At 58.3% G+C, this 21,776-nt stretch carries 18 protein-coding genes; 15 read left to right on the top strand and 3 right to left on the bottom strand.

Annotation, left to right across the window (positions count from 1 at the left end; genetic code table 11):
* Positions 1 to 5 precede the first annotated feature (5 nt).
* The 15 genes from AB5Y84_RS08220 (at position 6) to tldD (ending at position 19,036) form a co-directional block, all read left to right on the top strand.
* Complete coding sequence (locus tag AB5Y84_RS08220; protein WP_181497651.1) at positions 6 to 461, top strand: prepilin-type N-terminal cleavage/methylation domain-containing protein; 456 nt, start codon at positions 6 to 8, stop codon at positions 459 to 461.
* Positions 462 to 520: 59 nt separating this feature from the next.
* Positions 521 to 1,015, top strand: a complete 495-nt coding sequence (locus tag AB5Y84_RS08215) for a prepilin-type N-terminal cleavage/methylation domain-containing protein (RefSeq protein WP_335828792.1) — start codon at positions 521 to 523, stop codon at positions 1,013 to 1,015.
* Positions 1,002 to 1,562, top strand: a complete 561-nt coding sequence (locus AB5Y84_RS08210) for a prepilin-type N-terminal cleavage/methylation domain-containing protein (RefSeq protein ID WP_368176743.1) — start codon at positions 1,002 to 1,004, stop codon at positions 1,560 to 1,562. Before AB5Y84_RS08215 ends, AB5Y84_RS08210 begins: the two co-directional genes overlap by 14 nt.
* A gap of 38 nt (positions 1,563 to 1,600) precedes the next feature.
* Entirely contained in the window at positions 1,601 to 2,479 is an 879-nt protein-coding gene (locus tag AB5Y84_RS08205; RefSeq protein ID WP_368176742.1) for a PilW family protein, read from the top strand.
* A 37-nt stretch (positions 2,480 to 2,516) separates the two neighbouring features.
* Positions 2,517 to 2,942, top strand: a complete 426-nt coding sequence (locus AB5Y84_RS08200) for an MSHA biogenesis protein MshP (RefSeq protein ID WP_342401850.1) — start codon at positions 2,517 to 2,519, stop codon at positions 2,940 to 2,942.
* A 137-nt stretch (positions 2,943 to 3,079) separates the two neighbouring features.
* Complete coding sequence (locus AB5Y84_RS08195; protein ID WP_368176741.1) at positions 3,080 to 7,555, top strand: DUF6701 domain-containing protein; 4,476 nt, start codon at positions 3,080 to 3,082, stop codon at positions 7,553 to 7,555.
* A gap of 204 nt (positions 7,556 to 7,759) precedes the next feature.
* Positions 7,760 to 8,800 carry a rod shape-determining protein gene (locus AB5Y84_RS08190; RefSeq protein ID WP_005340051.1) on the top strand — a complete coding sequence of 347 codons (1,041 nt, stop codon included), beginning with the start codon at positions 7,760 to 7,762 and terminating at the stop codon, positions 8,798 to 8,800.
* A gap of 42 nt (positions 8,801 to 8,842) precedes the next feature.
* Positions 8,843 to 9,733, top strand: coding sequence for a rod shape-determining protein MreC (mreC, locus tag AB5Y84_RS08185; protein ID WP_005340053.1), 891 nt, complete (start codon positions 8,843 to 8,845; stop codon positions 9,731 to 9,733).
* A complete protein-coding gene (gene mreD, locus AB5Y84_RS08180; protein ID WP_005340054.1) occupies positions 9,733 to 10,218 on the top strand; it encodes a rod shape-determining protein MreD in 486 nt (161 codons plus the stop codon). Before mreC ends, mreD begins: the two co-directional genes overlap by 1 nt.
* A gap of 2 nt (positions 10,219 to 10,220) precedes the next feature.
* Positions 10,221 to 10,808, top strand: a complete 588-nt coding sequence (locus tag AB5Y84_RS08175; protein ID WP_005340055.1) for a nucleoside triphosphate pyrophosphatase — start codon at positions 10,221 to 10,223, stop codon at positions 10,806 to 10,808.
* A gap of 95 nt (positions 10,809 to 10,903) precedes the next feature.
* The gene (gene rng / locus AB5Y84_RS08170) at positions 10,904 to 12,373 is read left to right on the top strand and encodes a ribonuclease G (RefSeq protein ID WP_005340056.1); all 1,470 of its coding nucleotides are present in this window, start codon (positions 10,904 to 10,906) and stop codon (positions 12,371 to 12,373) included.
* Complete coding sequence (locus tag AB5Y84_RS08165; protein ID WP_368176740.1) at positions 12,374 to 16,267, top strand: YhdP family protein; 3,894 nt, start codon at positions 12,374 to 12,376, stop codon at positions 16,265 to 16,267. It abuts the gene before it with no gap.
* A gap of 34 nt (positions 16,268 to 16,301) precedes the next feature.
* Complete coding sequence (locus tag AB5Y84_RS08160; protein WP_047434698.1) at positions 16,302 to 16,622, top strand: Dabb family protein; 321 nt, start codon at positions 16,302 to 16,304, stop codon at positions 16,620 to 16,622.
* Positions 16,623 to 16,647: 25 nt separating this feature from the next.
* Positions 16,648 to 17,454 carry a carbon-nitrogen hydrolase family protein gene (locus AB5Y84_RS08155; RefSeq protein WP_368176739.1) on the top strand — a complete coding sequence of 269 codons (807 nt, stop codon included), beginning with the start codon at positions 16,648 to 16,650 and terminating at the stop codon, positions 17,452 to 17,454.
* Positions 17,455 to 17,587: 133 nt separating this feature from the next.
* Complete coding sequence (gene tldD, locus AB5Y84_RS08150) at positions 17,588 to 19,036, top strand: metalloprotease TldD (protein ID WP_026035085.1); 1,449 nt, start codon at positions 17,588 to 17,590, stop codon at positions 19,034 to 19,036.
* A gap of 132 nt (positions 19,037 to 19,168) precedes the next feature.
* Here tldD and AB5Y84_RS08145 read toward each other — a convergent pair whose 3' ends face one another.
* The 3 genes from AB5Y84_RS08145 to AB5Y84_RS08135 form a co-directional block, all read right to left on the bottom strand.
* Positions 19,169 to 19,372, bottom strand: coding sequence for a hypothetical protein (locus AB5Y84_RS08145; protein ID WP_005340062.1), 204 nt, complete (start codon positions 19,370 to 19,372; stop codon positions 19,169 to 19,171).
* Between the two features lie 159 nt (positions 19,373 to 19,531).
* Positions 19,532 to 20,254: a MarC family NAAT transporter gene (locus AB5Y84_RS08140; protein WP_005348656.1), complete on the bottom strand. Its 723-nt coding sequence runs from the start codon at positions 20,252 to 20,254 to the stop codon at positions 19,532 to 19,534.
* Positions 20,255 to 20,392: 138 nt separating this feature from the next.
* Positions 20,393 to 21,712, bottom strand: coding sequence for an MFS transporter (locus tag AB5Y84_RS08135; protein ID WP_123173914.1), 1,320 nt, complete (start codon positions 21,710 to 21,712; stop codon positions 20,393 to 20,395).
* Positions 21,713 to 21,776 lie beyond the last annotated feature (64 nt).

Genomic DNA, 21,776 nt, shown 5'->3' with positions numbered 1-21,776 from the left:
GTGAAATGAAAAAACAGGCGGGTTTTACCCTGATCGAACTGGTTATCGTGATCATCATTCTGGGTATTCTGGCGGTCACCGCTGCACCCAAGTTCCTGAATCTGCAGGATGATGCTCGTAAGTCTGCTGCACAGGGTGTGCAAGCTGCATTGCAAAGTGCAGCCAACCTGGTCTATAGCAAGGCTGCTTTGGAAGGGCTTGAGAAGAGTAGCGATGGTACTGCCAACGTCTCTGTTGCTGGTGCTACCGTTAACGTGAAGTATGGTTACCCGACCGCAGCCACAGTTAAGAATGCGCTCACTCTGGATGGCTGGAAACTGAGTGACGATAAAATTACTGATACAGCGAAATTTGTGCCGGAAAATAGCAAGGGTAATGCCTGCTCTGTTTCTTATAAAGAAGCTGAATCAGAGGCGAAGTCTTTCGCTGTAACTCTCTCTGACGAGTGTAAATCCAAGTAATCAGAGCGTCGTGAGCGAGGCTTCGGCCTCGCTTTCTCTTCTCCATGATGAGAACCTCCATGCCTGCAACCAAGGGCTTTACCCTGATTGAACTGGTACTGGTGATCCTGTTACTCGGGATTCTGGCCGCCTTTGCCGTGCCCAAATGGCTGGGCAAAGGCGGCTTTGAAACTCAAACCGTACGTGACGAACTGCTGGCCCGGCTGCGGCTGGTACAGACCGTCAATATGCATGAGCCAGCCAACCGTTGTACCCAACTGGTGGTTGCCTCTCCCCGTTTTGCCCACCGTACTTATGCGGCGTGTCCCGCCAGCGATGACCTGGATACCAGTAGTGGCTGGACTCACCAGTTGGAGACCCGTGGTCGACTGGTTACGCCCTCTGCCGGTATCTCCATCTCCCTTGATAACAACAACAGCTTCGTGCTGCGCTTCGATCAGATGGGCAGACCGCTAGGCAGCTGTGCCACCGGTTGTACCTTGCTGGTGAGTGATGGTCGCGAGACCAGTCGTATCAAGATTGAGTCAGAGGGATATATCCATGAGATCCCTTAAGCGCGGTTTCACCCTGATTGAGCTGATCGTCGGCATAGTGCTGCTGGCGGTGGCTTTGACCGGCATTTTGGGGTTGCTTATCAATCAGGCGCCGCAGGCGGTAGACCCGGTGCAGCAGGTACGCGCCGCCCAGCTGGCCCAGCGCCTCTCCGGCGAGATCTTGCAAAAGTCGTTTGATGAACATTCGGATCATAACGGTGGTCGTTATCGTTGTGGTGAGCAGGTGGCAGGGGTGACCATCTCTCCCTGCTCCACCACTTATGGCCCGGATGGCGAGCCCGCATCCTATGCCTATAACGATGTGGATGATTTCGATACCGCAGGTAGCTGGGTGGATGCCAACACGCTGACTCAAACTGCGACGGGAGTCAGCAGCAAGGAGTATCGCAACTATCAGGTGAAAATTGCGGTGAGTGGAGCCGATTTCAGCGACGGCACCTTCAAGAGTTGTGTCGCCCCCTGCTCTGTGGGCAAGCGTATTGATCTGCAGATCAAGCTACCGGATCAGAGCGTGTTCGACTTCTCCTTCTACCGGGGGAATTACTGATGGATCGCTCTGCTGTTGGGTGTTGCTTGCCTGTCCTAATGTCCGCGCCTGTAACCACTTCTGGCGTGGCGGCCAATCGAACCTACCGCAAGCCTCGGGGTAATCGTGGCTTTACCCTGGTCGAGCTGGTGATGGTCATCCTGCTGCTCGGAATTATGGCGACCTTTACCAGCCAGTTTATCGGTATCGGCACCCAGATTTATGGCGATGCCAGCAGCCGTGAGCAGCTGATGAGCGATGCCCGCTTCGCCATGGAGCGGCTTAACCGCGAACTGCGCGATGCGGTGCCGGGCTCGGAGCGGATCGAGACTACTGGCGGGACATGGGACGACACCGGTGCCTGTTTGCGGTTCTGGCCTATCAGCTCCTCCAGCCGCTATCTGGCACTTAACCGCGCCATGTCGGGGAGCACGGCCACCCTTGAGCTGGTGATGGCGACCCCGGCTTCTGCTGCCAATCCGCTGGATGTGGATGCCACCGCCGTCAAAAAAGATGATCAGCTGATCGTCTTCCCCGTGCCGGACAAAAAAGTCGGTTCGCTCACGGCAGGCTGCGATCATGGCCGCTGCGTAGCCAAGGTCACGGATGTGCTGACGCCCGTATCCGGAGCGCAAACCATCCGCTATACCAGTGCCGAGAGTCTGACTGGCCTCTCTCCCGGCAGCCGGGTCTACTTTGCCAACCAGCAGGTTCGCTACTGTGTGGAAGGAAACACGCTGACCCGTGCCACAGCCCCCATTGGAGCATCCTTACCTGCACAGGGCGTGTTGATGGCGGATTCCCTTCGTATTGGCACCTTCTATCGGGAAACCTCGGCGTTTAACGCCGAAGGGGAGTTTGGCATGCGCTTTGTCTTCGAGCGCAAGGGGGAGTCGGTCACCTTCAACCATAAGATAGAGGTGTTCAATGTGCCCTGATCCACAGGCTTTCGGACGGATGCGAGGCAGCGCCTTGATGATCGCCCTGTTTGTGATTGTGGTGATGGCACTGCTGGCGGCTGCCATGGGCCGTTTTCTGGTCGATAGCGGCGAGAAAAATACGGTGGAGGTGCGCAGCGTGCGTGCCCTGCTGGCCGCCCAGAGCGGGCTGGAAGTAGCGCTCTATCAGTTGTTCCCCAAGCGCACGCTTGCCCAACCGACCCCCCCAGCGGTCTGCCTGGCAAGCAGCCCACTGAGCTTTGCCAGCACGCCCGGACTGACCAACTGTCAGGCTGTGGTTCGTTGCGCCACGGTGCCGGTGACCTATAACGGATCTGTGACCAATGGCTATCGTCTCGAGAGTGTCGGAACCTGTGGCAGCTCGGACTTTAACAGTGCCAACCCTGATTTTGCCGTGAGCCGAACCCTGATGGTCGAAGCTTATGATGGAGGAGCGCCATGAATCGTGATGGCGATGATGCCGGTTGCGTTAGTCACTTCTGGCTGGAGTGGTTATCGCTATTTCAGTGCAAGTCATTCGCCTGCACTTTGTAGTGACGATCGATATTGCGGCAGATGATACAAGTGGAGAGGAAAGTGATGGATTTTAAATGGCTGGTTGGTTTATTACTTTTCTGCGGTACAGCTGTGGCGCAACAATATAATTTATCCATCAATCAATACCCACCATGTAATACCACATGGCAAAAGTCAGGAAATGTTTACACCTGTACTGGTGGTAATGGTCAGGTAACATTAAACGACGGTGATGTTATTGTCGCTAGTCAAGATTCAACGCTGAGTGCAGATGCCGGGATTTCTCTCACGAATAACAAGATTGGCAGTGCCTCAAGTAGAATAAACCTTAAGACTAGTTTTGGTGGCATTGTATCTCAAGGATATCAAAACACCATATATGGTGATATTTTAGCTGGCAGCTCAAATATTACACTGAACAATATCTACTTATACGGAAGTATTACTACCAGTGGGAACGTGTCGCTAAACTCGGGAGTTGTTCAGGGAAATATCACCAGCAGTAGTAACTCTGTCAGTGTGACTAATGTGCAGTTATCAGGAGATATCAGTGCAAATAGTTCGTTGACGATATCTGGCGGAACTTATAGTGGTAATATTACCATGCGCTCAAATAATCCAGTGACGTTCAACTCAGTTAATATGACTAGTGGCAGTGTCTCTGGGGCTAGCTCTTTTAATGCAACAGGTAGCCAACTGGGATCTCAGGGAAGTCCTGTCATTATCTCGACCACATCAAATAATATCACTGTTACCAATTCTACGGTTTATGGCAATCTGACTGCTGCAACAAATAATGCCGGTGGGGTGGTGAATGTCAACAATAGCTCTGTGACTGGTACTTGCCTACCAGTGTCAAATCCGGTAAATGCTTGTGTCCCGGCACCTGTTGCCTTGTATCAGCTTGAAGAGAGTAAGTGGACTGGTGTTGCAGGAGAAGTCAAAAACGCTGTTGCTGATGTGCTACATGGTCGCGCAATGAGGGGCGCGAAAACCAATACTGTGTCGCCTGCATTACCTGCAAACGCGAATAATCTTGGTACTTGTGGTTATGGTGAGTTTACTGGCAGCAGTAATCAATACATTGAAGTTCCACATGACGCTCGTCTGTCATTTTCCAATCAGTTAACTGTTTCTGCTTGGGTATATCCGGTAAGTCGGCCATCAGCTGGGAATTTGTATTCCATCGTGTCAAAAGATGGCAACTATGAGTTTCATCTGGATAGTCAAGGCAGAGTGTTCTGGTATTGGGAAAGAAGTTCTGGCGTGAACCAGACACTGACAACAAACACCAAAATACCGTTAAATACATGGTCCCATATAGTCATTCGCTATGATGCGATGGCTGCTGGCAATCAACGTCAAAAAATATATATCAATGGAGTCGCTGATGCAGCTAGAGGTAATGATGCAAACTCGTTAAGAGCAAATGCACAAAATTTGGAGATTGGCCGAGATTATATTGACAGTCGCAGCTTTAATGGCCGAATTGATGAGGTTGCTATTTATGGTTCGGCCCTGTCTGACACTCAGATAGCTGAGTTATATAGTCAACGTCATCCCTGTGGTGGTTCGACATTGATTTGTGAGACCGATGACTTCTCCCAGCCACTCGGTGATAGGTGGGCCGTCAAGCAGAGTGCTGGCGGATTTATACCATCCATTACGGCAGACCGACGTTTACGGATGACACAAGCCAGCACGGGACAAGCAACCTCTGCGACTTATCAGCGGCTATTTCCTGCTGCTGGCAATCTGGTGACGCTGACATTTAATCACTACGCCTATGGTGGCACGAGCACTGGTGCAGATGGTATGACCGTTGTGCTTTCTGACGCGTCGGTGACGCCACAGCCAGGTGCTGCGGGGGGGCCCTTGGGTTATGGCCATTATCAACCGAGTAACTCACCTGGATTTGCTGGCGGTTGGCTCGGATTTGGCTTGGATGAATATGGCAACTTCTCATCCTTTGGGGGGGGGGGAAGTGTGGGCTATCGCCCGCAATCGGTTGTCGTGCGTGGCTCGGGATCCAATTTTTCCGGATATAACTATCTGCGAGGCACCTGTAATAACGGAACTACCAATGTTAATACCAGTTGCTTGAGTCCAAAGGTAGATGGTAACGGTAGCGCCAACCATCGTTACCGTCTGACGATTGATTCACGAACCAGTGGGCGAGCGATGGTCAAAGTAGAGCGTGATACGGGAAGCGGGTTTATTTCTCTTATCGATTCGTTTGATGCGCTGGATCCTGCATTTGGGCAAAGTCCGTTACCGCAAGACTTTTATGTGTCATTGACAGGTTCTACAGGTGCCCTGACCAATATTCACGAACTCGATAACGTAGAAATATGTGCGCTGAAATCAAGAGAGGTAGGCGTTCAGGTAGATCATTTCGAGTTGCAGTATTCGGGTCAACCTCTGACCTGCAATCCGGAAGAGATCACTATCAAGGCGTGTGCAAATCCAGATTGCAGTCTGCTGATTACCGAACAAGTTGCTGTTTCCTTGTTGCCACAGAGTCTCCAGGATGGTGGTTGGTACCCACTGTCTGGTGCCAACAATGTGAGTGGCAATACGGTGACCTTTACCGGTGGAACGGGCAAAGTTTTGTTGCGTAACAATACTCAGACCCAAGTGACGTTGGGCGTGAACAATTCCGTTCCTGCTGTCAAACCACTCAGTGAAACCTTGTGCAAGGCCGGGGCCGGTACGCCCAGTGCGGCAGCCTGTACCCTGAACTTTGCCGATAGCGGCTTCTTCTTTGATGTGTCTGATACTTATTCCAACCAGCCTCAGGATGTGACTATCAGTGCGGTCAAAAAAGACGATATTACCAAGCAATGTGTGCCCGGATTTACCGGCGTGAGGTCTGTCGGCTTTTGGGGAACGTACAACAATCCAAATACCAATAGCTTTGGTAGCAAGATCTCCATCGATGGCAACGCCATTGCAACTTATGCCGCCAGTGTTCCTTCACCAACACCAACCACCCTCAACCTGACTTTTGATAATCAGGGTAAAGCGACCTTGAAAAAAGTGACCTACCCGGATGCGGGTCAGATGCAGCTTTCAGCCAGTCATAATGGCAGTGGTGAGACGGCGGGTCTGGTGATGACGGGGTCCGACACGTTTGTGGCACGTCCGGTCGGCCTGTGCATTACGCCCCCGCAAGGGGTCTGCGCGGCAGGTGACAGCAGTTGTCCGGTCTTCAAAAAAGCGGGGGAGACGTTTCAGGTAGATATCAAGGCGATGGCCTGGGAGTCGGCCAATGATGGGGATATCTGCGCAGGAAATCAGACTACGCCCAACTTTGCTTTGGCTAACATCGCTCTTGGTACTCAATTGGTTGCTCCGATTCCTGGGCAAAATGCGCAGGTCGGTACGGCGAGCTATAACCACTCTAACGGGATGGGCAGCAACAATATCAATAAGGTCACCCAGTCAGTCAGCGAGGTGGGGGTGTTCAGAGTGACGGCGACCCCGCCAGCCAACGGCTACTTCAATTACACCATTCCATCGGCCCAGAGCCAGCCAGTGGGGCGCTTTGTGCCTTGGGATTTCAATTTGCTGAGCGGGGTGCTTACTCCTGCTTGCGGGCAGTTCAGCTATATGAGTCAGCCATTCGGGGTCAAGATGGCGGTGCAGGCTCGTAACAAGAACGCTGGGGTGACCCGGAACTATGGCGGAGAGTTTGCTAAGGGGCGGCTCTATCTGGTGGCAGGCAATGATCATGATGGGGTTGATCGCACGGGTCGAGTGGGGACTATGGCGTCAAATTGGATATTAGGTGAAGCTGATATTGACAGCCAAAGTCGCTTTGCCCGGCTCTCTGAGCGCGATCCTGGCCTGACTGCACCAGAAGAGCCCTTCAAGTCGTTGCGGTTTGGTCTGCTGGTGGAGGATGGGGAGTCACCTTCCGTCAGCTTCATAGTTGACGCCGACCTGAATCCTGGCATCAAGCATGGTTGTACCAAGGGGGTCAACTGCAATGCCAAGCAGTTGACGATTCCTACGCGGGGGGATAACACCATGACGGCTTATTACGGCCGCTTGCTGGCAGGAAAAAATCGTGGTGTGAACAGTTCCGAGTTGCCGGTGACGTTACTGATGCAGCGTTTTGAACTAGGCGGATGGGTGACCAACAACGAGGACAGCTGTACTCAGCTCTTGTTGGCAAATGATGGCTTCGATCCACTGCCCTTGATTGAGCCGACAGACCAAGATCGCAAAATTAGTTTTAACAGTGCGAGCTCATCTTTTCAGGTCAGCGGTAATGTACCTCGGCCCTATAGCAGTACCCTGACGCTCAGTGGATTGCAGGCGGCGGCCAGTTCAGCCACAGCAAAACAAGGGGAGATTATGTTTCATTTCTCTGCCCCAAATGTGGATGTCGTCATTCCTTACAAGGTCGATTTGGCAAATCAGCCGTCGCAGCCGCTCTGGTTGTCTGACCCGGTTACGCTGCAGGGCGAGGCTAGGTTCGGCTCCAGCCGGGGTAATGACAGAATTATTTATCGGCGCGAAGTAATGCATTGAATAATGTGACAGGGGGGACGACCCAACAGCATCCCCCTAAATCCTTGTTTATTAGTGTTTGCAAGCGTGTGCGAGTGAGTGATGACTCGCATTTTTGTCGCGCCTGATTGATTGGCGACAGTTTGAGCGCTTGCCCATTGGGGTGGGCATTGGTAAAGTTAGCCGGTTTTCTGCACCTCCAAATTCTTAGGATTTCCCGTAGCCATGTTCAAAAAGCTCAGAGGCGTCTTTTCCAACGATCTGTCGATCGATTTGGGAACTGCCAACACCCTGATCTATGTAAAAGATCAAGGGATCGTCCTTAACGAACCCTCAGTTGTCGCCATTCGCCAAGAGCGCGGGAACGCCAAATCGGTCGCTGCTGTCGGTCATGCCGCCAAGCAGATGCTGGGCCGTACCCCGGGCAACATTTCCGCAATCCGCCCGATGAAAGATGGCGTGATCGCCGATTTCTACGTGACCGAGAAGATGCTGCAGCACTTCATTAAACAGGTTCACGACAACAACTATTTCCGCCCCAGCCCGCGTGTGTTGGTGTGTGTACCGTGCGGTTCAACTCAGGTTGAGCGTCGCGCCATCAAGGAGTCCGCACTGGGCGCCGGTGCCCGTGAGGTCTACCTGATCGACGAGCCTATGGCTGCTGCCATCGGTGCCGGCCTGCCGGTATCCGAAGCGACCGGTTCCATGGTGGTTGATATCGGTGGTGGTACCACTGAAGTGGCCATCATCTCTCTGAACGGTGTGGTCTACTCCCAGTCCGTCCGAATCGGTGGCGACAAGTTTGACGAAGCCATCATCAGCTACGTCCGTCGCAACTACGGCAGCCTGATCGGTGAAGCGACTGCCGAGCGCATCAAGCACGAGATCGGCTCTGCCTATCCGGGCGAAGAGGTGCGCGAGATTGAAGTCCGTGGTCGCAACCTGGCTGAAGGTGTACCGCGCAGCTTCACGCTCAACTCCAACGAAATCCTGGAAGCGCTGCAAGAGCCGCTGTCCGGTATCGTCGCTGCCGTCATGGTGGCGCTGGAGCAGTCTCCGCCGGAACTGGCCTCCGACATCTCCGAGCGCGGCATGGTGCTGACCGGTGGTGGCGCACTGCTGAAAGATATCGACCGTCTGCTGATGGAAGAGACCGGCATTCCTGTCGTCGTGGCCGAAGATCCCCTCACCTGTGTGGCCCGTGGCGGCGGCAAGGCGCTGGAGTTGATCGATATGCACGGTGGCGATCTGTTCCACTACGAATAAGACCCAAAGCCGGCCAGCGTGCCGGCTCTTTTTTGACGACCCATGAAACCCATTTTTGGTAGAGGCCCTTCGCTTCAGTTACGGTTGTTTCTCGCCGTCATCATCTCCATCGCTGCCATCGTCGCGGATTCCCGCTTCGGTGTGTTTACCCATGTCCGCGTCTACCTCAGTTCGTTAGTCAGTCCCCTGCAATACATGGCCAATGCGCCGGGTACCCTGCTCGACACCATGTCGACCCAGGTGCAGACCCGCGCCGATCTCATCGAGCAGACCAAGCAGCAGGAGCAACAGCTGTTCACCCTGCGTGCCCGTCTGCTCAAAATGGATCAGCTGGAACACGAGAATCAGCGGCTGCGTGAGCTGCTGGGTTCGCCGGTGCACAAGGAGTCCCGCAAGATGGTGGCCGAGCTGCTGTCGGTGGATTCCGACCCCTTCAGCCATCAGGTGCTGATCAACAAGGGGGCGCTGGATGGCGTCTACAACGGTCAGGCGGTGATCAACGATCAGGGTGTGATTGGTCAGGTGCTCCACGTGGGCTCCACCACCAGTCGCGTGCTGCTGATCACCGACTCCAGCCACGGCATTCCGGTGCGGGTGTTGCGCAACGACTTGCGCGCCATTGCCTCCGGCAGTGGCGAGCTCGACAAGCTTGAGCTGCGCAACCTGCCGCGCAACACCGATATTCAGGTGGGTGACCTGCTGGTCACCTCGGGCCTTGGTGGTCGTTTCCCGGAAGGTTATCCGGTGGCGACTGTGACCCGCTCCGAGTATGTGGAGGGCAAGCCCTTCGCCCAGGTCGAGGCCAAGCCGCTGGTGGAGCTGGACAGACTGCGCTATCTGCTGCTGCTGTGGACCGACAAGAAGCCTGAAGTACACGATGAGGATGGCGAACGGGCGGCTCCCGCTGCGTCCGCCGCAGGAGCCACCCGCTAATGCTAGAACCCGCCAGCGGCAGGATCTGGATCTGGATCTCGATCCTGCTGGCCTTGAGCCTGTCGATCCTGCCGCTTCCTTTCGAATTTGACCCCTTCCGCCCGGACTGGCTGGCCATGGTGCTCATCTACTGGGCACTGGCCTTGCCGCACCGGACCAACGTCGGCACCGCCTGGGTGGCGGGCCTGCTGCTGGATGTGCTGCTTGGCAGTACCCTCGGCGTGCGGGCGATGGCGATGGCCATCACCACCTATCTGGCGGCCTTCCAGTTCCAGAAGATCCGCAACTTCTCCCTCTGGCAGCAGGCACTGATCATCGGTGGTCTCTCGCTGGTGGGTAAAATGACGGTATTCTGGGCCGAGCATCTGTTCAGCCAGGCCAGTCTCAACTTCTCCTACTTTTGGTCGACGTTGACGACGATGCTAATATGGCCCTGGGTGTTTCTGGTGCTGCGCAAGGTGCGGCGCCGCTTCAATATCAGGTAAATATGAACAAAAACAACGAACCACAACTCTATCTCGCCTCGGCTTCTCCCCGTCGCCGTGAACTGCTGACCCAGATTGGCTACCGCTTCGAGGTGCTGAAACTGGATGTGCCTGAGCAGCGGGAAGAGGGTGAAAAGGCGCAGGATTACGTCTGCCGTCTCGCCCGTGACAAGGCGATGGCGGGCGTGGCGTGTGCGCCGACGGCGTTGCCGGTGCTGGGTGCCGACACCATAGTGGTGCTGGGCGACCGGGTACTGGAGAAACCGTCCGATCTGCTGGATGCCAAAGATATGCTGGAGTCCCTCTCCGGCAAGGTGCATCAGGTGATGACGGCGGTGGCGCTGGCCAGCAAGGATCGTTGTGACGTGCGTCTGGTCACCACCAACGTGGCGTTTCGCAAGCTGGACGAGGCCGAGATCGAGGCCTACTGGCAGACCGGTGAGCCCTGTGACAAGGCCGGGGCTTATGGCATTCAGGGGATTGCGGGCAAGTTTGTCAGCCGCATCGAGGGGAGCTATAGCGCCGTGGTCGGCCTGCCCCTGCTGGAGACAGACCTGCTGATCAAGCATCATCTGGAACAGCTCAAATAATTTCCCGTCAGCTGTGCTCTGCTGCGTTTCTTCCTTGCGCGCGTTGTACCGGATTGGCTCTATAGAATTCAAAACTGGAACAGGCAAGGTTACTTATGTCGGTAGAACTGCTGGTTAACGTTACCCCCTCCGAAACCCGGGTCGCTCTGGTCGAAAACGGTCTGCTGCAGGAAGTGCATGTAGAACGTCAGGCCAAACGCGGCATCGTGGGCAATATCTACAAAGGCAAGATCAGTCGGGTGCTGCCCGGCATGCAGGCGGCATTCGTCGATATCGGCATGGACAAGGCGGCCTTTTTGCACGCCTCTGATATCGTCCCCCACACCGAGTGTGTGGCGGTGAAGGAGAAGGAGCAGTTCCAGGTCGGTAACATCGCCGAGCTGGTGCGTCAGGGGCAGGACATCATGGTGCAGGTGGTGAAAGATCCGCTGGGTACCAAGGGTGCCCGTCTCACTACCGATATCACCCTGCCATCCCGCTATCTGGTCTTTATGCCGGGCAGTGCCCATGTCGGTGTCTCCCAGCGTATCGAGTCCGAAGCGGAGCGGGAGCGTCTCAAGCGCACCGTAGCCGGTTATGTGGACGAGCTGGGTGGTTACATCATCCGCACCGCTGCCGAAGGGGTGGGGGAGCAGGAGCTGGAGCAGGATGCCGCCTTCCTGAAACGGCTGTGGCGCAAGATCCTCGAGCGCAAGCAGAAGTATCCACCCTGCAAGATCCTCTACGAGGATCCCAGCCTGGCATTCCGTGTGGTGCGCGACTTTGTCGGCGCCGAGCTCGACAAGATCCGCGTTGACTCGCGCCAGAGCTTCGATCAGCTCAAGCGCTTCACCGAGGAGTACGTGCCTGAGCTGGCCAGCAAGCTGGAGTACTATCCTGGCGAGTCGCCGATCTTCGATCTCTACGACGTGGAGAACGAGATCCAGCGGGCGCTGGAGCGCAAGGTGGAGCTGAAATCCGGCGGCTACCTCATCATCGACCAGACCGAAGCCATGACCACGGTGGATATCAACACCGGCGCCTTCGTCGGCCATCGCAATCTGGAAGAGACCATCTTCAACACCAACGTCGAGGCGACTGCGGCCATCGCCCGCCATCTGCGCCTGCGCAACCTCGGTGGCATCATCATCATCGACTTCATCGACATGCAGTCGGAAGATCACCGCCGTCGGGTGCTGCACAGCCTGGAGCAGGCGCTCTCAAAAGATCGCGCCAAGACCAACGTCAATGGCTTCTCCCAGCTCGGTCTGGTGGAGATGACCCGCAAACGCACCCGCGAGAGTCTGGAGCATGTGCTCTGCTCCGAGTGCCCCGAGTGCAAGGGACGCGGCCGGGTCAAGACGGTGGAGTCGGTCTGCTTCGAGATCCTGCGGGAGATCATCCGGGTCAATCGCGCCTATGATGCGGATCAGTTCACCGTCTACGCTGCCCCGGCCGTGGCCGACTACCTCCATGGCGAGGAGTCCCACAGTCTGGCGGAGCTGGAAGTGTTCATCGGCAAGCAGGTGCGGGTAGTGAGCGAACCCCTCTGTGGTCAGGAGCAGTTCGACGTGGTGATGATGTAATTGGTCTATCGCTGGCTGAGTCGGGGCTGGTTGGCCCTGGGGGTCCTGTTCGTACTGATGGCCATGCTGGTCACGCTGGTACGGGTCGGGGGCCCTTTGCTGAATCAATACCGGGAGAGTCTGATCCACACTCTGCTGGGTGATTCACAACTCAAGGTCAGCGTGGAGCAAGTGGGGCTGGACTGGACACAGTCCGGGCCCGCCCTCGAACTGCAGCAACTCGCCATCGCCCCGGATTCGGGGCGTTTTGCCGTACAGCTCGGCAAAGCCTGGGTGCATCTCGACTTCTGGCGCACTATTAACGAGCTAAAGCCGGTGTTTGGCGAGCTGATCCTGAGCGATGGCGATATCACCATCGACTTGCGCCAACCGGCTGACGACAGCCCCTCCGGCGATCCCCAGCAGGGCGCCCTGCTGCGCTTTCTGCTGACCCAGCTATCTACCTTCGATGTGCACAATACCCGCCTCAGCGTCACCACCTCCCTCGGTGATCTGCGTGCCCTCGACATCGCCCAACTACGCTGGCAGAACCGTGGCAAGCGCCATCAGGGGGTCGGCAAGGCTTACCTCATCAACGGGGTGGGCGAGAGCACCCTCGATCTGATTCTGGATGTGGACGCCCCGACTGCCCGGCTCGATCGCCTCAAGGGTCAGCTCTATCTGGGGGCCCGCCAGCTCGATATCACCCCGACCCTGGCCAGGATCCATGCGGGCGAACCCAAGGTTGCCGGTCAGCTCGACTTCCAGCTCTGGAGCGAGTTTGACAGCGGCAAGCTGGGCAATACCCTGCTGGCGTTTGGCAACAATTACCTGATCTGGAAGGATCCCAAGAAAGGGGAGATGCACCGTTTCGGCCTCGATGGAGGCAAGATCCAGCTGCGCCGTGAGGGCACCGACTGGCAACTGGCGAGCCATAACGTCACCTTCAAGCTGGATGGCAAGCCCTGGTTGCAGAGCCGCTTGCAGCTGGAGCGGATCGGGGATCGGGTGCAGGGCTATCTGCCCAGCATAGAGTTCGACAAGATCACCCAGATCAGTCAGCTGGTCTCGGCGCTCTACCCCACACTCTGCGAGACCCTGCGCCAGACCAATCCGCAGGGTTCGGTGCAGGATCTGACGCTGCTGGCCAACGCCGACTGGCAGGATCTCTCCCTCAGTGGCCGCTTCAGCAAGGTGCGCCTCAAGGCGTGGCAGGATATACCCGGGATGCAGGATCTCAACGGCGAGTTCTGGCTTACCCCGACCGGTGGTAGCGCCAGACTGGCGCTGGCGAACGACAAGGTGGATCCCGCCCGTCACTTCAAGATGCCGATCCCGGTCGACAACTTCTCGGCCCGCCTCGACTGGTGGCGCGAGGAACAGGGCTGGGTGCTCTACGGTCAGGATATCGCGCTGGATAACCCGGATCTGACCCTGGCCAGCCGTTTCCGCCTCGATCTGTTCGAGCACCCTTTCCTGGCCCTGACCGGCCGCATCGATGTGAAGAATGCGGGCCATGCGGATCGCTACTTCCCGCTGCAGGCGATGGACAAGGGGTTGGTGGATTACCTGAGCGGCGCCATCAAGGGGGGCAAGGCCAAGGGGGCCGACCTGCTCTGGTATGGCGAGTTCAGGGACTTTCCCTACGACAACGGCAAGGGCATCTTCCAGGTGGCGGTGCCGCTGGAGCAGGCCACCTACGAGTTCTTCCCCGGTTGGCAACCGCTCACCGACCTGCAGATCGACCTGTTGTTCCAGAATGCCGGCCTCGATATGCGCAGCCGATCCACCAAACTCGGCAAGGCGAGCTCTGACTCGGTGCATGCCTGGATCCCGGATCTCTCCCCCGGCGCCCACCTCTATGTGGATGCCAAGGTGCAGGGGGAGGGCAAGGCCATCAGCGACTACCTGCAGGACTCCCCGCTGGGCAGTTCGGTAGGTCAGGCGCTGCGGGAGATCGAGATCCGCGGCCCGATGGCTGGTTCGGTCAAGCTCGATATTCCTCTCGATGGCGAAAGCGAGGTCAAGGCGAGCGGTGATGCCACCTTCAGCAACAACAAGGTGCGGGTCGCCAGTCTGGACCTGCCGCTGGAGAAGGTGCAGGGGCGCCTCGAATATGACAACGAACAGACCCGCTTCAGCAACCTCAAGGCGAGCCTGTGGAACCAGCCGCTGACCCTCGACTATCAGGGGCGCCAGCATCCGGATCACTATCAGGTCGACCTCGATTTCAAGGGGCAGTGGGATAGCCGCCGCCAGCCCGCAGCCATCTCCTCGTACGGTATCCTCAACGGTCGCAGCAACTGGGGCGGCAAGCTCGGGTTGACCCTGCCCGACAGCAAGCCGTTCAGCTTCCAGCTGGCGCTCGACTCCAACCTGCAGGGGATGGCGCTGGATCTGCCGCTGCCGCTGGCCAAGAGCAGCGCCAGCCGGCTGCCGCTCAAGGTGATCGCCCGTGGCCGGGATGGCAGCGCCGACATTCGCGCCGTGCTGGGGGCTGATGTGGATATGCAGACCCGACTGGTCTACGGCGAAGGGGTGCCTTATCTCAGTCGGGTGCGGGTCGATGTGGGTCAGCCGGGCGCCCGGGTAATGCGCGATGCCCCCATGCTGCTCGCCATCAACCAGCAGGAGGCCGATGTCGGTGGCTGGCTGGCGCGACTCAAGCAGTGGCTGCCAGCGCAGAACCAGACTGGCAATGCGGTGGTTGGCCCCGCCTTCCTGCCGCAGGAGTGGTGGGTGGATGGACAGCTGGCTCGCGCCTATATCGGCAGTGCCACCCTCAAGGCGGCGCGTTTCACCGTGGGGCCGACCAATCAGGCGACCGAGGTGATGATCGACAGTCCCGATGTGATGGGGGTGATCCGCCTGCCCGCAGTGGCCAATCGCCCGGTCGACGCCAAGTTTGCCCGCATCTACTGGTCTGGCAAGAGTTCGGATCTCAGCCCGGATCCCGATGCCAAACAGGACAACGCCATCATGGCATCCATCCCCTGGTTGAAGGTGAGCTGTGTCGATTGCCGCTTTGGCGAGCTACCTCTTGGTGAAGTGAAAGGGGAGCTGGTGCCCGGCGCCAACAAGGTGACACTCAAGGGGCTGGATGTGCGGCTGGCGGGGAGTCAGCTCACCGGCAGCGTCGACTGGCTGGCCGATGGCAACCGGATGCAGACCCGCACCCGTGGCAAGCTGACCAGCAACAACAGCGAGCTACTGCTCAAGCGGCTCGGCTACACCTCGCCCATCGGCGATGCCCCCGGCTCCCTCGCTTTTGATCTGAACTGGCAGGATGTGCCCTATCGCCCGAGCCTGCCGACCTTGGGGGGAAGTGCCAACTATCAGCTGGAGGGTGGCACCCTGCGGGAGGTCAACGACAAGGGGGCGCGACTGCTCTCCCTGCTCAGCCTCGATTCCCTGCTGCGCAAACTGCGGCTCGATTTTCGCGATGTGTTCGACAAGGGCTTCTACTTCGAATCCATGTCCGCCTCTGCCACCATCAAGCAGGGGCAGGTCAGCAACGATGATTTCTATATGAAGGGGGCGGCAGGCAACCTGCGCGGCGAGGGGATCGCCGATCTGGTGCGCTGGCGGCTCGACTACGAGCTGAGCTTCTCCCCCAATCTGGGGGGCACCCTGCCAGTGGTGGCAGCCTTCTCCATCACGCCGGTCACGGGTCTCTATGTGCTGGCCCTCTCCAAACTGCTGGAGCCGGTGGTGGATGTGGTGACCCGCATCGATTTTCGCATCTCGGGCCCGCTAGACGCACCCAAGCTGATCGAGGCGGGGCGAGATCGCGCGCGCATCAAGCTCAACCAGCAGCAGAAAGAGGCGGTAGATGCCGTTGCCCCCAGCCTGCCGACCCAAGAGGTGACCCCTTTCCTGCTGAACCCCAAACACGCGGGGCCGGCTCAGCGCTGAACGAGCGGCCCGGCACCATCACAAGGAGTGAGCCATGATCCGACATATCCTGCTGATCGCCTTCAAGCCGGACACCCAGCCTGCCCGGATAGACGCGGTGCGTAACGCTTTTCTCGCCATTCCCCATCAGGTCAGCGGCGTGACCGCCGTGGAGTGGGGGGAGAATGACAGCCCGGAGGGGAGGGATGGTGGCTTTACCCACAGCGTACTGATGACCTTCGCCGACGAAGCGGCTCGCCAACGCTATCTGCCCCATCCTGATCACGATGCCCTCAAGGCTATCTTCCGTCCTGTGCTGGAGCGAATCATTGTACTGGATTACACCCTGCAGGCGGGGGATGCTGTCACCGTCTGATGGCCCAAGCGACAAGGAGAACGTCATGTGGTTAGCCGCAATACAGCTGGTATCTGGCCGTCACTGGCAGGATAACCGGGAGCAGATCGCCGCCGAACTGGCGGCCTTGCCCAAAGAGCGGCCGCTGCTGGTGCTGCTGCCGGAAAACTTTGCCCTGTTTGGCGAACGGCAGGGCTATCTGGATGGCGCGGAGGCCATAGGTGAGGGCCCGATCCAGCAGCAGCTGGCCAAATGGGCCCGCGATTACGGCATCTGGCTGGTGGCCGGGGCTATGCCGACCACCATCTCAGGTTCCGACCATATCCATACCAGCTCGCTGGTGTTTGACCCCAGCGGTGAGCTCAGGGGCCACTACCACAAGATCCACCTGTTCGACGTGGATGTGGCGGATAATCACGGTCGCTACCGTGAGTCGGAGACATTCAGCCCCGGCGAGGCGCCTGTGTTGGTGGACTCTCCCTTTGGTCCCCTCGGCCTCTCGATCTGTTATGATCTGCGTTTTCCCGAGCTCTACCGCCAGTTGGCCCGTGCCGGTGCCCGCGTGCTGCTGGTGCCTGCCGCCTTTACCGCCGTGACCGGCGAGGCGCACTGGGAGCCGCTGCTGCGGGCTCGCGCCATCGAAAACCAGTGCTACGTAGTCGCTGCCAATCAGGGCGGCACTCACGATACGGGGCGCCAGACCTGGGGCCACAGCATGGTGATCGACCCCTGGGGTCGGGTGCTGGCGAGCAAAGAGTCCGGGCGCGGCACAGTGTTGGCGCAGATGGAGCTCGGGCTTATCGACGAATTGCATCGCACCATGCCAGTGCTGCAACACGCCCGTTTGCTCTGATGGTGTGGTGAAAAATTGAAACGCAGCCGTTTGCCCGTGCTGGAGCATGCCCGTTTGTTGTGATGGTGTGGCTTGTTGCCAATCCGTCGGCAAGACGATTTAAAACAGCTCGTTACGAGAGTGGAGAAGAAGATTGAGTCTATTGAGCCAGGTTAGTGCCTCCCTGTTGGCCCCGAATGACCTCGACGAAGGGCGCCTGCAGCAGCTGCTCGGCAGCCTGATGAGCCATCAGGTGGAGTTCGGCGATCTCTATTTCCAGCGCAGCTGGCACGAGTCCTGGATGCTGGAAGATGGCATCGTCAAGGATGGCAGCTACAACATCGATCAGGGTGTGGGGGTGCGCGCCGTCAGCGGCGAGAAGACTGGCTTCGCCTACTCGGACGAGCTGAGCCTGCTGGCGCTGCAACAGTCGGTGACTGCCGCCCGCGGCATCGCCGCTGCCGGTGCTCACGGCAAGGTGAAGGCATGGGCGCGCACCGAAGCGAACCTGCTCTATCCGGCCATGGATCCGCTGCAGACCCTCGACAAGCATCAGAAGATCGCCCTGCTGGAGCAGATGGACAAGTTCGCCAGAAGTCTGGATCCCGCCATCAATCAGGTGATGGCCTCCATCAGCGGCGTCTACGAAGAGGTGCTGGTGGCCGCCACCGACGGCACCCTGGCCGCGGATGTGCGTCCGCTGGTGCGTCTGTCGGTGACCGTGATCGCCGAGAAGGGCGATCGCCGCGAACGTGGCAGTGCCGGTGGCGGCGGCCGCTTTGGTTACGACTGGTTCCTCGAACTGGACGGGTTGGAGAGCCGCGCCTTTGGCTATGTGCGTGAAGCGGTGCGTCAGGCGCTGGTCAATCTGGAAGCCATCGACGCGCCAGCCGGCACCATGCCGGTGGTGTTGGGCTCCGGCTGGCCCGGCGTGCTGCTGCACGAGGCGGTAGGTCATGGTCTGGAGGGGGACTTCAACCGCAAGGGATCTTCCGCATTTGCTGGCCGCATCGGCGAGCAGGTGGCCTCCAAGCACTGTACCATCGTCGATGATGGCACCCTGCCGGGTCGGCGCGGCTCCGTCTCCATTGATGACGAGGGGACACCGGGTGGCTACAACGTGTTGATCGAGAACGGTATCCTCAAGGGTTATCTGCAAGACAAGCAGAACGCTCGCCTGATGGGGGTACCGCTCACCGGCAACGGGCGCCGCGAATCCTACGCTGCCATGCCGATGCCGCGCATGACCAACACCTACATGCTGGCGGGCCAGTACGATCCGGCGGAGATCATCGCCTCGGTGAAGAAGGGCATTTATGCCCCCAACTTCGGTGGCGGTCAGGTGGACATCACCTCCGGCAAGTTTGTCTTCTCCGCCTCCGAGGCCTACCTCATCGAGGATGGCAAGATCACTGCCCCCATCAAGGGCGCGACCCTGATCGGCAACGGCCCAGAAGCGATGAGCCAGGTCTCCATGGTGGGCAGCGATCTTGCGCTGGATCGCGGGGTTGGCATCTGTGGCAAGGAGGGGCAGAGCGTACCGGTCGGTGTCGGCCAACCCACCCTCAAACTGGATCAGCTCACCGTGGGTGGCACTTCGTAGGTTTGGGTTAGCCGCGCAGCGGCGTAACCCGACGCATTCAAACCCCGGCCCTTGCTGGGGTTTTGCTATTCAGGGAACCACAGGCAACAAAAAGCCCCGGTCGGTGGACCGGGGCTGGCGGGTTATTCGGTATCAGTTGACGGATATGGCGCGGGCATCGATGAAATAGCGAGCGTTACCCTGTTTGTCGATCTGGATTTTGGCAACCAGCTGCTCTTGATCTTTATATTCCCAGCGTTGCTCGATCTTGGCGAGGGATGGGCTCGCAATCCCAACCACGTTCAGGTACTCGTGAAACAGGCTATGGCTCCCTATTTCGGTCAGCATCTTGTCCATCTGCATACTCTCCTGAAGTTGAGTGGGTATTCATCAACAAACCTATCAGCGTCCATCTGAATACAGTCTGTATGAAAAACAAACTAACTCATTTGTGTGTCAATAACATGATCAGGAACAAGATCAGTGCAGATCGTCAGGGACTTTTTGATACCGTTTTCAATCAGAGCCGGTGGGCTTCTGCGGCAACTGATCAAACGTGCCGGAAGCCTTTGGTAGCGCCGGTGCGGTTTGCACGGTCTGGCCGCCGTGGAATACTGGATCCTGTGCCACTTCCTTGATGCCGTTGATGCAAAACTGCATACCCATGCAGACCAGCAGGAAGCCCATGATACGGGTCATGGCATCGATGCCGGTGGCGCCCAGGATCTTGCAGACCGGGTCCGCCAGCTTCAATACTCCCCAGCTGATCAGGCTCATCAGGGCAAACGCCGTTACCACACCGGCGTAGATGGTGAGGCGGTTGTACTCGTCAGGCAGCTCGGCAATCTGGGCTGCCCCGCTTATTACCAGCGCCATGGTACCTGGCCCGCACATGCTGGGCATGGTGAGCGGTACGAAGGCAATGCTCTGGTTGATATCGACCCCGCTCTGCTGGCTGGGGGCTGGGAACAGCATGCGAAAACCGATAAAGCCGATGATGAGGCCACCGGCCAGGCGCAAGCCCGGAATGGAGATCCCGAACAGATCCAGGATCGAGGATCCGATAAAGAAGGTGATGCAGAGGGTGCAGAACAGATAGATGGCGGCCAGATTGACCTGACGGCGCACGTGTTCGCGCGACATCCCCTTGCTCAGTCCCAGCAGCAGGGTGGCCGTGGTGGGCGGGTTGACCATGGGCAGCAGCGCCAGCAAGGTGAGTAATACGACCTGAAAGAACATCTTGAGCCTCGGATAAAGAGTTGGACGTCATGGGGCGACGCGGGTGGCAGGCCCCAGAGGGAGGCTATCTTATGCTGGCGAAACTGAACATAAGCAGTACAAAAAAGCCCCGGCAGATGCCGGGGCTTGTTGTTCGGGTCAGGCCGCTTGCGGCGCTTGCTGCTGCCGGATGGCCCGTTGCTGGAACCAGAGCCAGAGACCGATGGCGAAACCCAGCACCGACAGGCTCACTACATAGTGGGAGGGGGCCAGCATGTCGCTCTTCATCCAGAGGGTCACCGCCATCGGGGTGAGGCCGCCGAAGATGGCGTAGGCCACGTTGTAGGAGAATGACAGACCGGAGAAACGCACCACCGGCGGGAAGGCGTTGACCATCACGTAAGGCACGGCGCCGACAATCCCGACCGCAAAGCCCGCCAGCATGTAGAGCGGCACCAGCTGGCTCGTACCGGCCGCCAGACCGTGATAGAAGGCGTAGCTGGAGCCTGCCAGCAGCAGGGAGCCGAACATGAAGGTGAGACCGCTGCCCAGCAGGTCGATCAGTCGGCCATAGACGATGCAGCCGAGGGTCAGGGCCACGATGGCCAGCGAGTTGGCGGTCAGGGCGTCGGCCGGGCTGATGCCATAGACCTTCTGCAGATAGGTGGGGGTCATCAGGATCACCACCACGATACCGGCGGAGAGCAGCCAGGTGAGCAGCATGGAGACCACCACGCTGCTCTTGTGGTTGCGCAGCACCGACTTGAGGGGCAGTTCGTCAGCCAGGGTCTTGTTGGCTTGCATCTCGGCGAAGACCGGGGTCTCGTGCAACCAGCGCCGCAGGTACATGGCGACGATGCCGAAGATACCACCGAGCAGGAAGGGCACTCGCCAGCCCCACTCGCTCACTTCGGCCGGAGTCAGGCTCTTGTTGACCGCAGTGGCGATGAGGGAGCCAAGCAGGATGCCGGCCGTCAATCCCGCCGTGAGCGTGCCGCAGGCGACCCCGACCCGACGGGCAGGGACGTGCTCGGCGACAAATACCCAGGCGCCCGGCACTTCACCGCCGATGGCGGCGCCTTGCAGGATCCGCAGTCCCAGCAGGGCGATGGGGGCGCCGATGCCGAGCACCGCATAGGTGGGCAGCAGACCGATCAACAGGGTCGGCAGCGCCATCATGATGATGCTGAGGGTGAACATCCGCTTGCGACCGATGAGATCGCCAAAGTGGGCCATGATGATGCCGCCGAGCGGGCGGGCCAGATAGCCGGCGGCGAAGATGCCGAAGGTCTGGAACTGGCGTAACCACTCGGGAATGTCGGCCGGGAAGAACAGCTCGCCGATGACCACGGCGAAAAAGACGAAGATGATGAAGTCGTAAAACTCCAGCGCACCGCCGAGGGCAGCCAGACTCAGGGTTTTGTAATCCTGTCGATTGAGGGGGCGGGCGTGATCGTGTTGTTGTGCGGTTTTCGTCATATCCGTATGTTTCCCATCGGTTTTTTTAGTTATTGTCCCCCCGTGCAAGGGGCATATACAGGTG

This window comes from Aeromonas sp. s11 (genome assembly GCF_040907945.1).
Classification (GTDB): domain Bacteria; phylum Pseudomonadota; class Gammaproteobacteria; order Enterobacterales; family Aeromonadaceae; genus Aeromonas; species Aeromonas veronii.
This window is presented reverse-complemented; position numbering and strand designations above follow the sequence as displayed.

Coding starts and splice junctions, on each gene's coding strand:
- AB5Y84_RS08215 (WP_335828792.1), top strand. CDS start 521: ATGCCTGCAACCAAGGGCTTTACCCTGATTGAACTGGTACTGGTGATC.
- AB5Y84_RS08190 (WP_005340051.1), top strand. CDS start 7,760: ATGTTCAAAAAGCTCAGAGGCGTCTTTTCCAACGATCTGTCGATCGAT.
- AB5Y84_RS08195 (WP_368176741.1), top strand. CDS start 3,080: ATGGATTTTAAATGGCTGGTTGGTTTATTACTTTTCTGCGGTACAGCT.
- AB5Y84_RS08175 (WP_005340055.1), top strand. CDS start 10,221: ATGAACAAAAACAACGAACCACAACTCTATCTCGCCTCGGCTTCTCCC.
- AB5Y84_RS08200 (WP_342401850.1), top strand. CDS start 2,517: ATGATCGCCCTGTTTGTGATTGTGGTGATGGCACTGCTGGCGGCTGCC.
- AB5Y84_RS08140 (WP_005348656.1), bottom strand. CDS start 20,254: ATGTTCTTTCAGGTCGTATTACTCACCTTGCTGGCGCTGCTGCCCATG.
- AB5Y84_RS08145 (WP_005340062.1), bottom strand. CDS start 19,372: ATGGACAAGATGCTGACCGAAATAGGGAGCCATAGCCTGTTTCACGAG.
- mreD (WP_005340054.1), top strand. CDS start 9,733: ATGCTAGAACCCGCCAGCGGCAGGATCTGGATCTGGATCTCGATCCTG.
- AB5Y84_RS08210 (WP_368176743.1), top strand. CDS start 1,002: ATGAGATCCCTTAAGCGCGGTTTCACCCTGATTGAGCTGATCGTCGGC.
- AB5Y84_RS08160 (WP_047434698.1), top strand. CDS start 16,302: ATGATCCGACATATCCTGCTGATCGCCTTCAAGCCGGACACCCAGCCT.
- mreC (WP_005340053.1), top strand. CDS start 8,843: ATGAAACCCATTTTTGGTAGAGGCCCTTCGCTTCAGTTACGGTTGTTT.
- AB5Y84_RS08155 (WP_368176739.1), top strand. CDS start 16,648: ATGTGGTTAGCCGCAATACAGCTGGTATCTGGCCGTCACTGGCAGGAT.
- rng (WP_005340056.1), top strand. CDS start 10,904: ATGTCGGTAGAACTGCTGGTTAACGTTACCCCCTCCGAAACCCGGGTC.
- AB5Y84_RS08220 (WP_181497651.1), top strand. CDS start 6: ATGAAAAAACAGGCGGGTTTTACCCTGATCGAACTGGTTATCGTGATC.
- AB5Y84_RS08205 (WP_368176742.1), top strand. CDS start 1,601: ATGTCCGCGCCTGTAACCACTTCTGGCGTGGCGGCCAATCGAACCTAC.
- AB5Y84_RS08135 (WP_123173914.1), bottom strand. CDS start 21,712: ATGACGAAAACCGCACAACAACACGATCACGCCCGCCCCCTCAATCGA.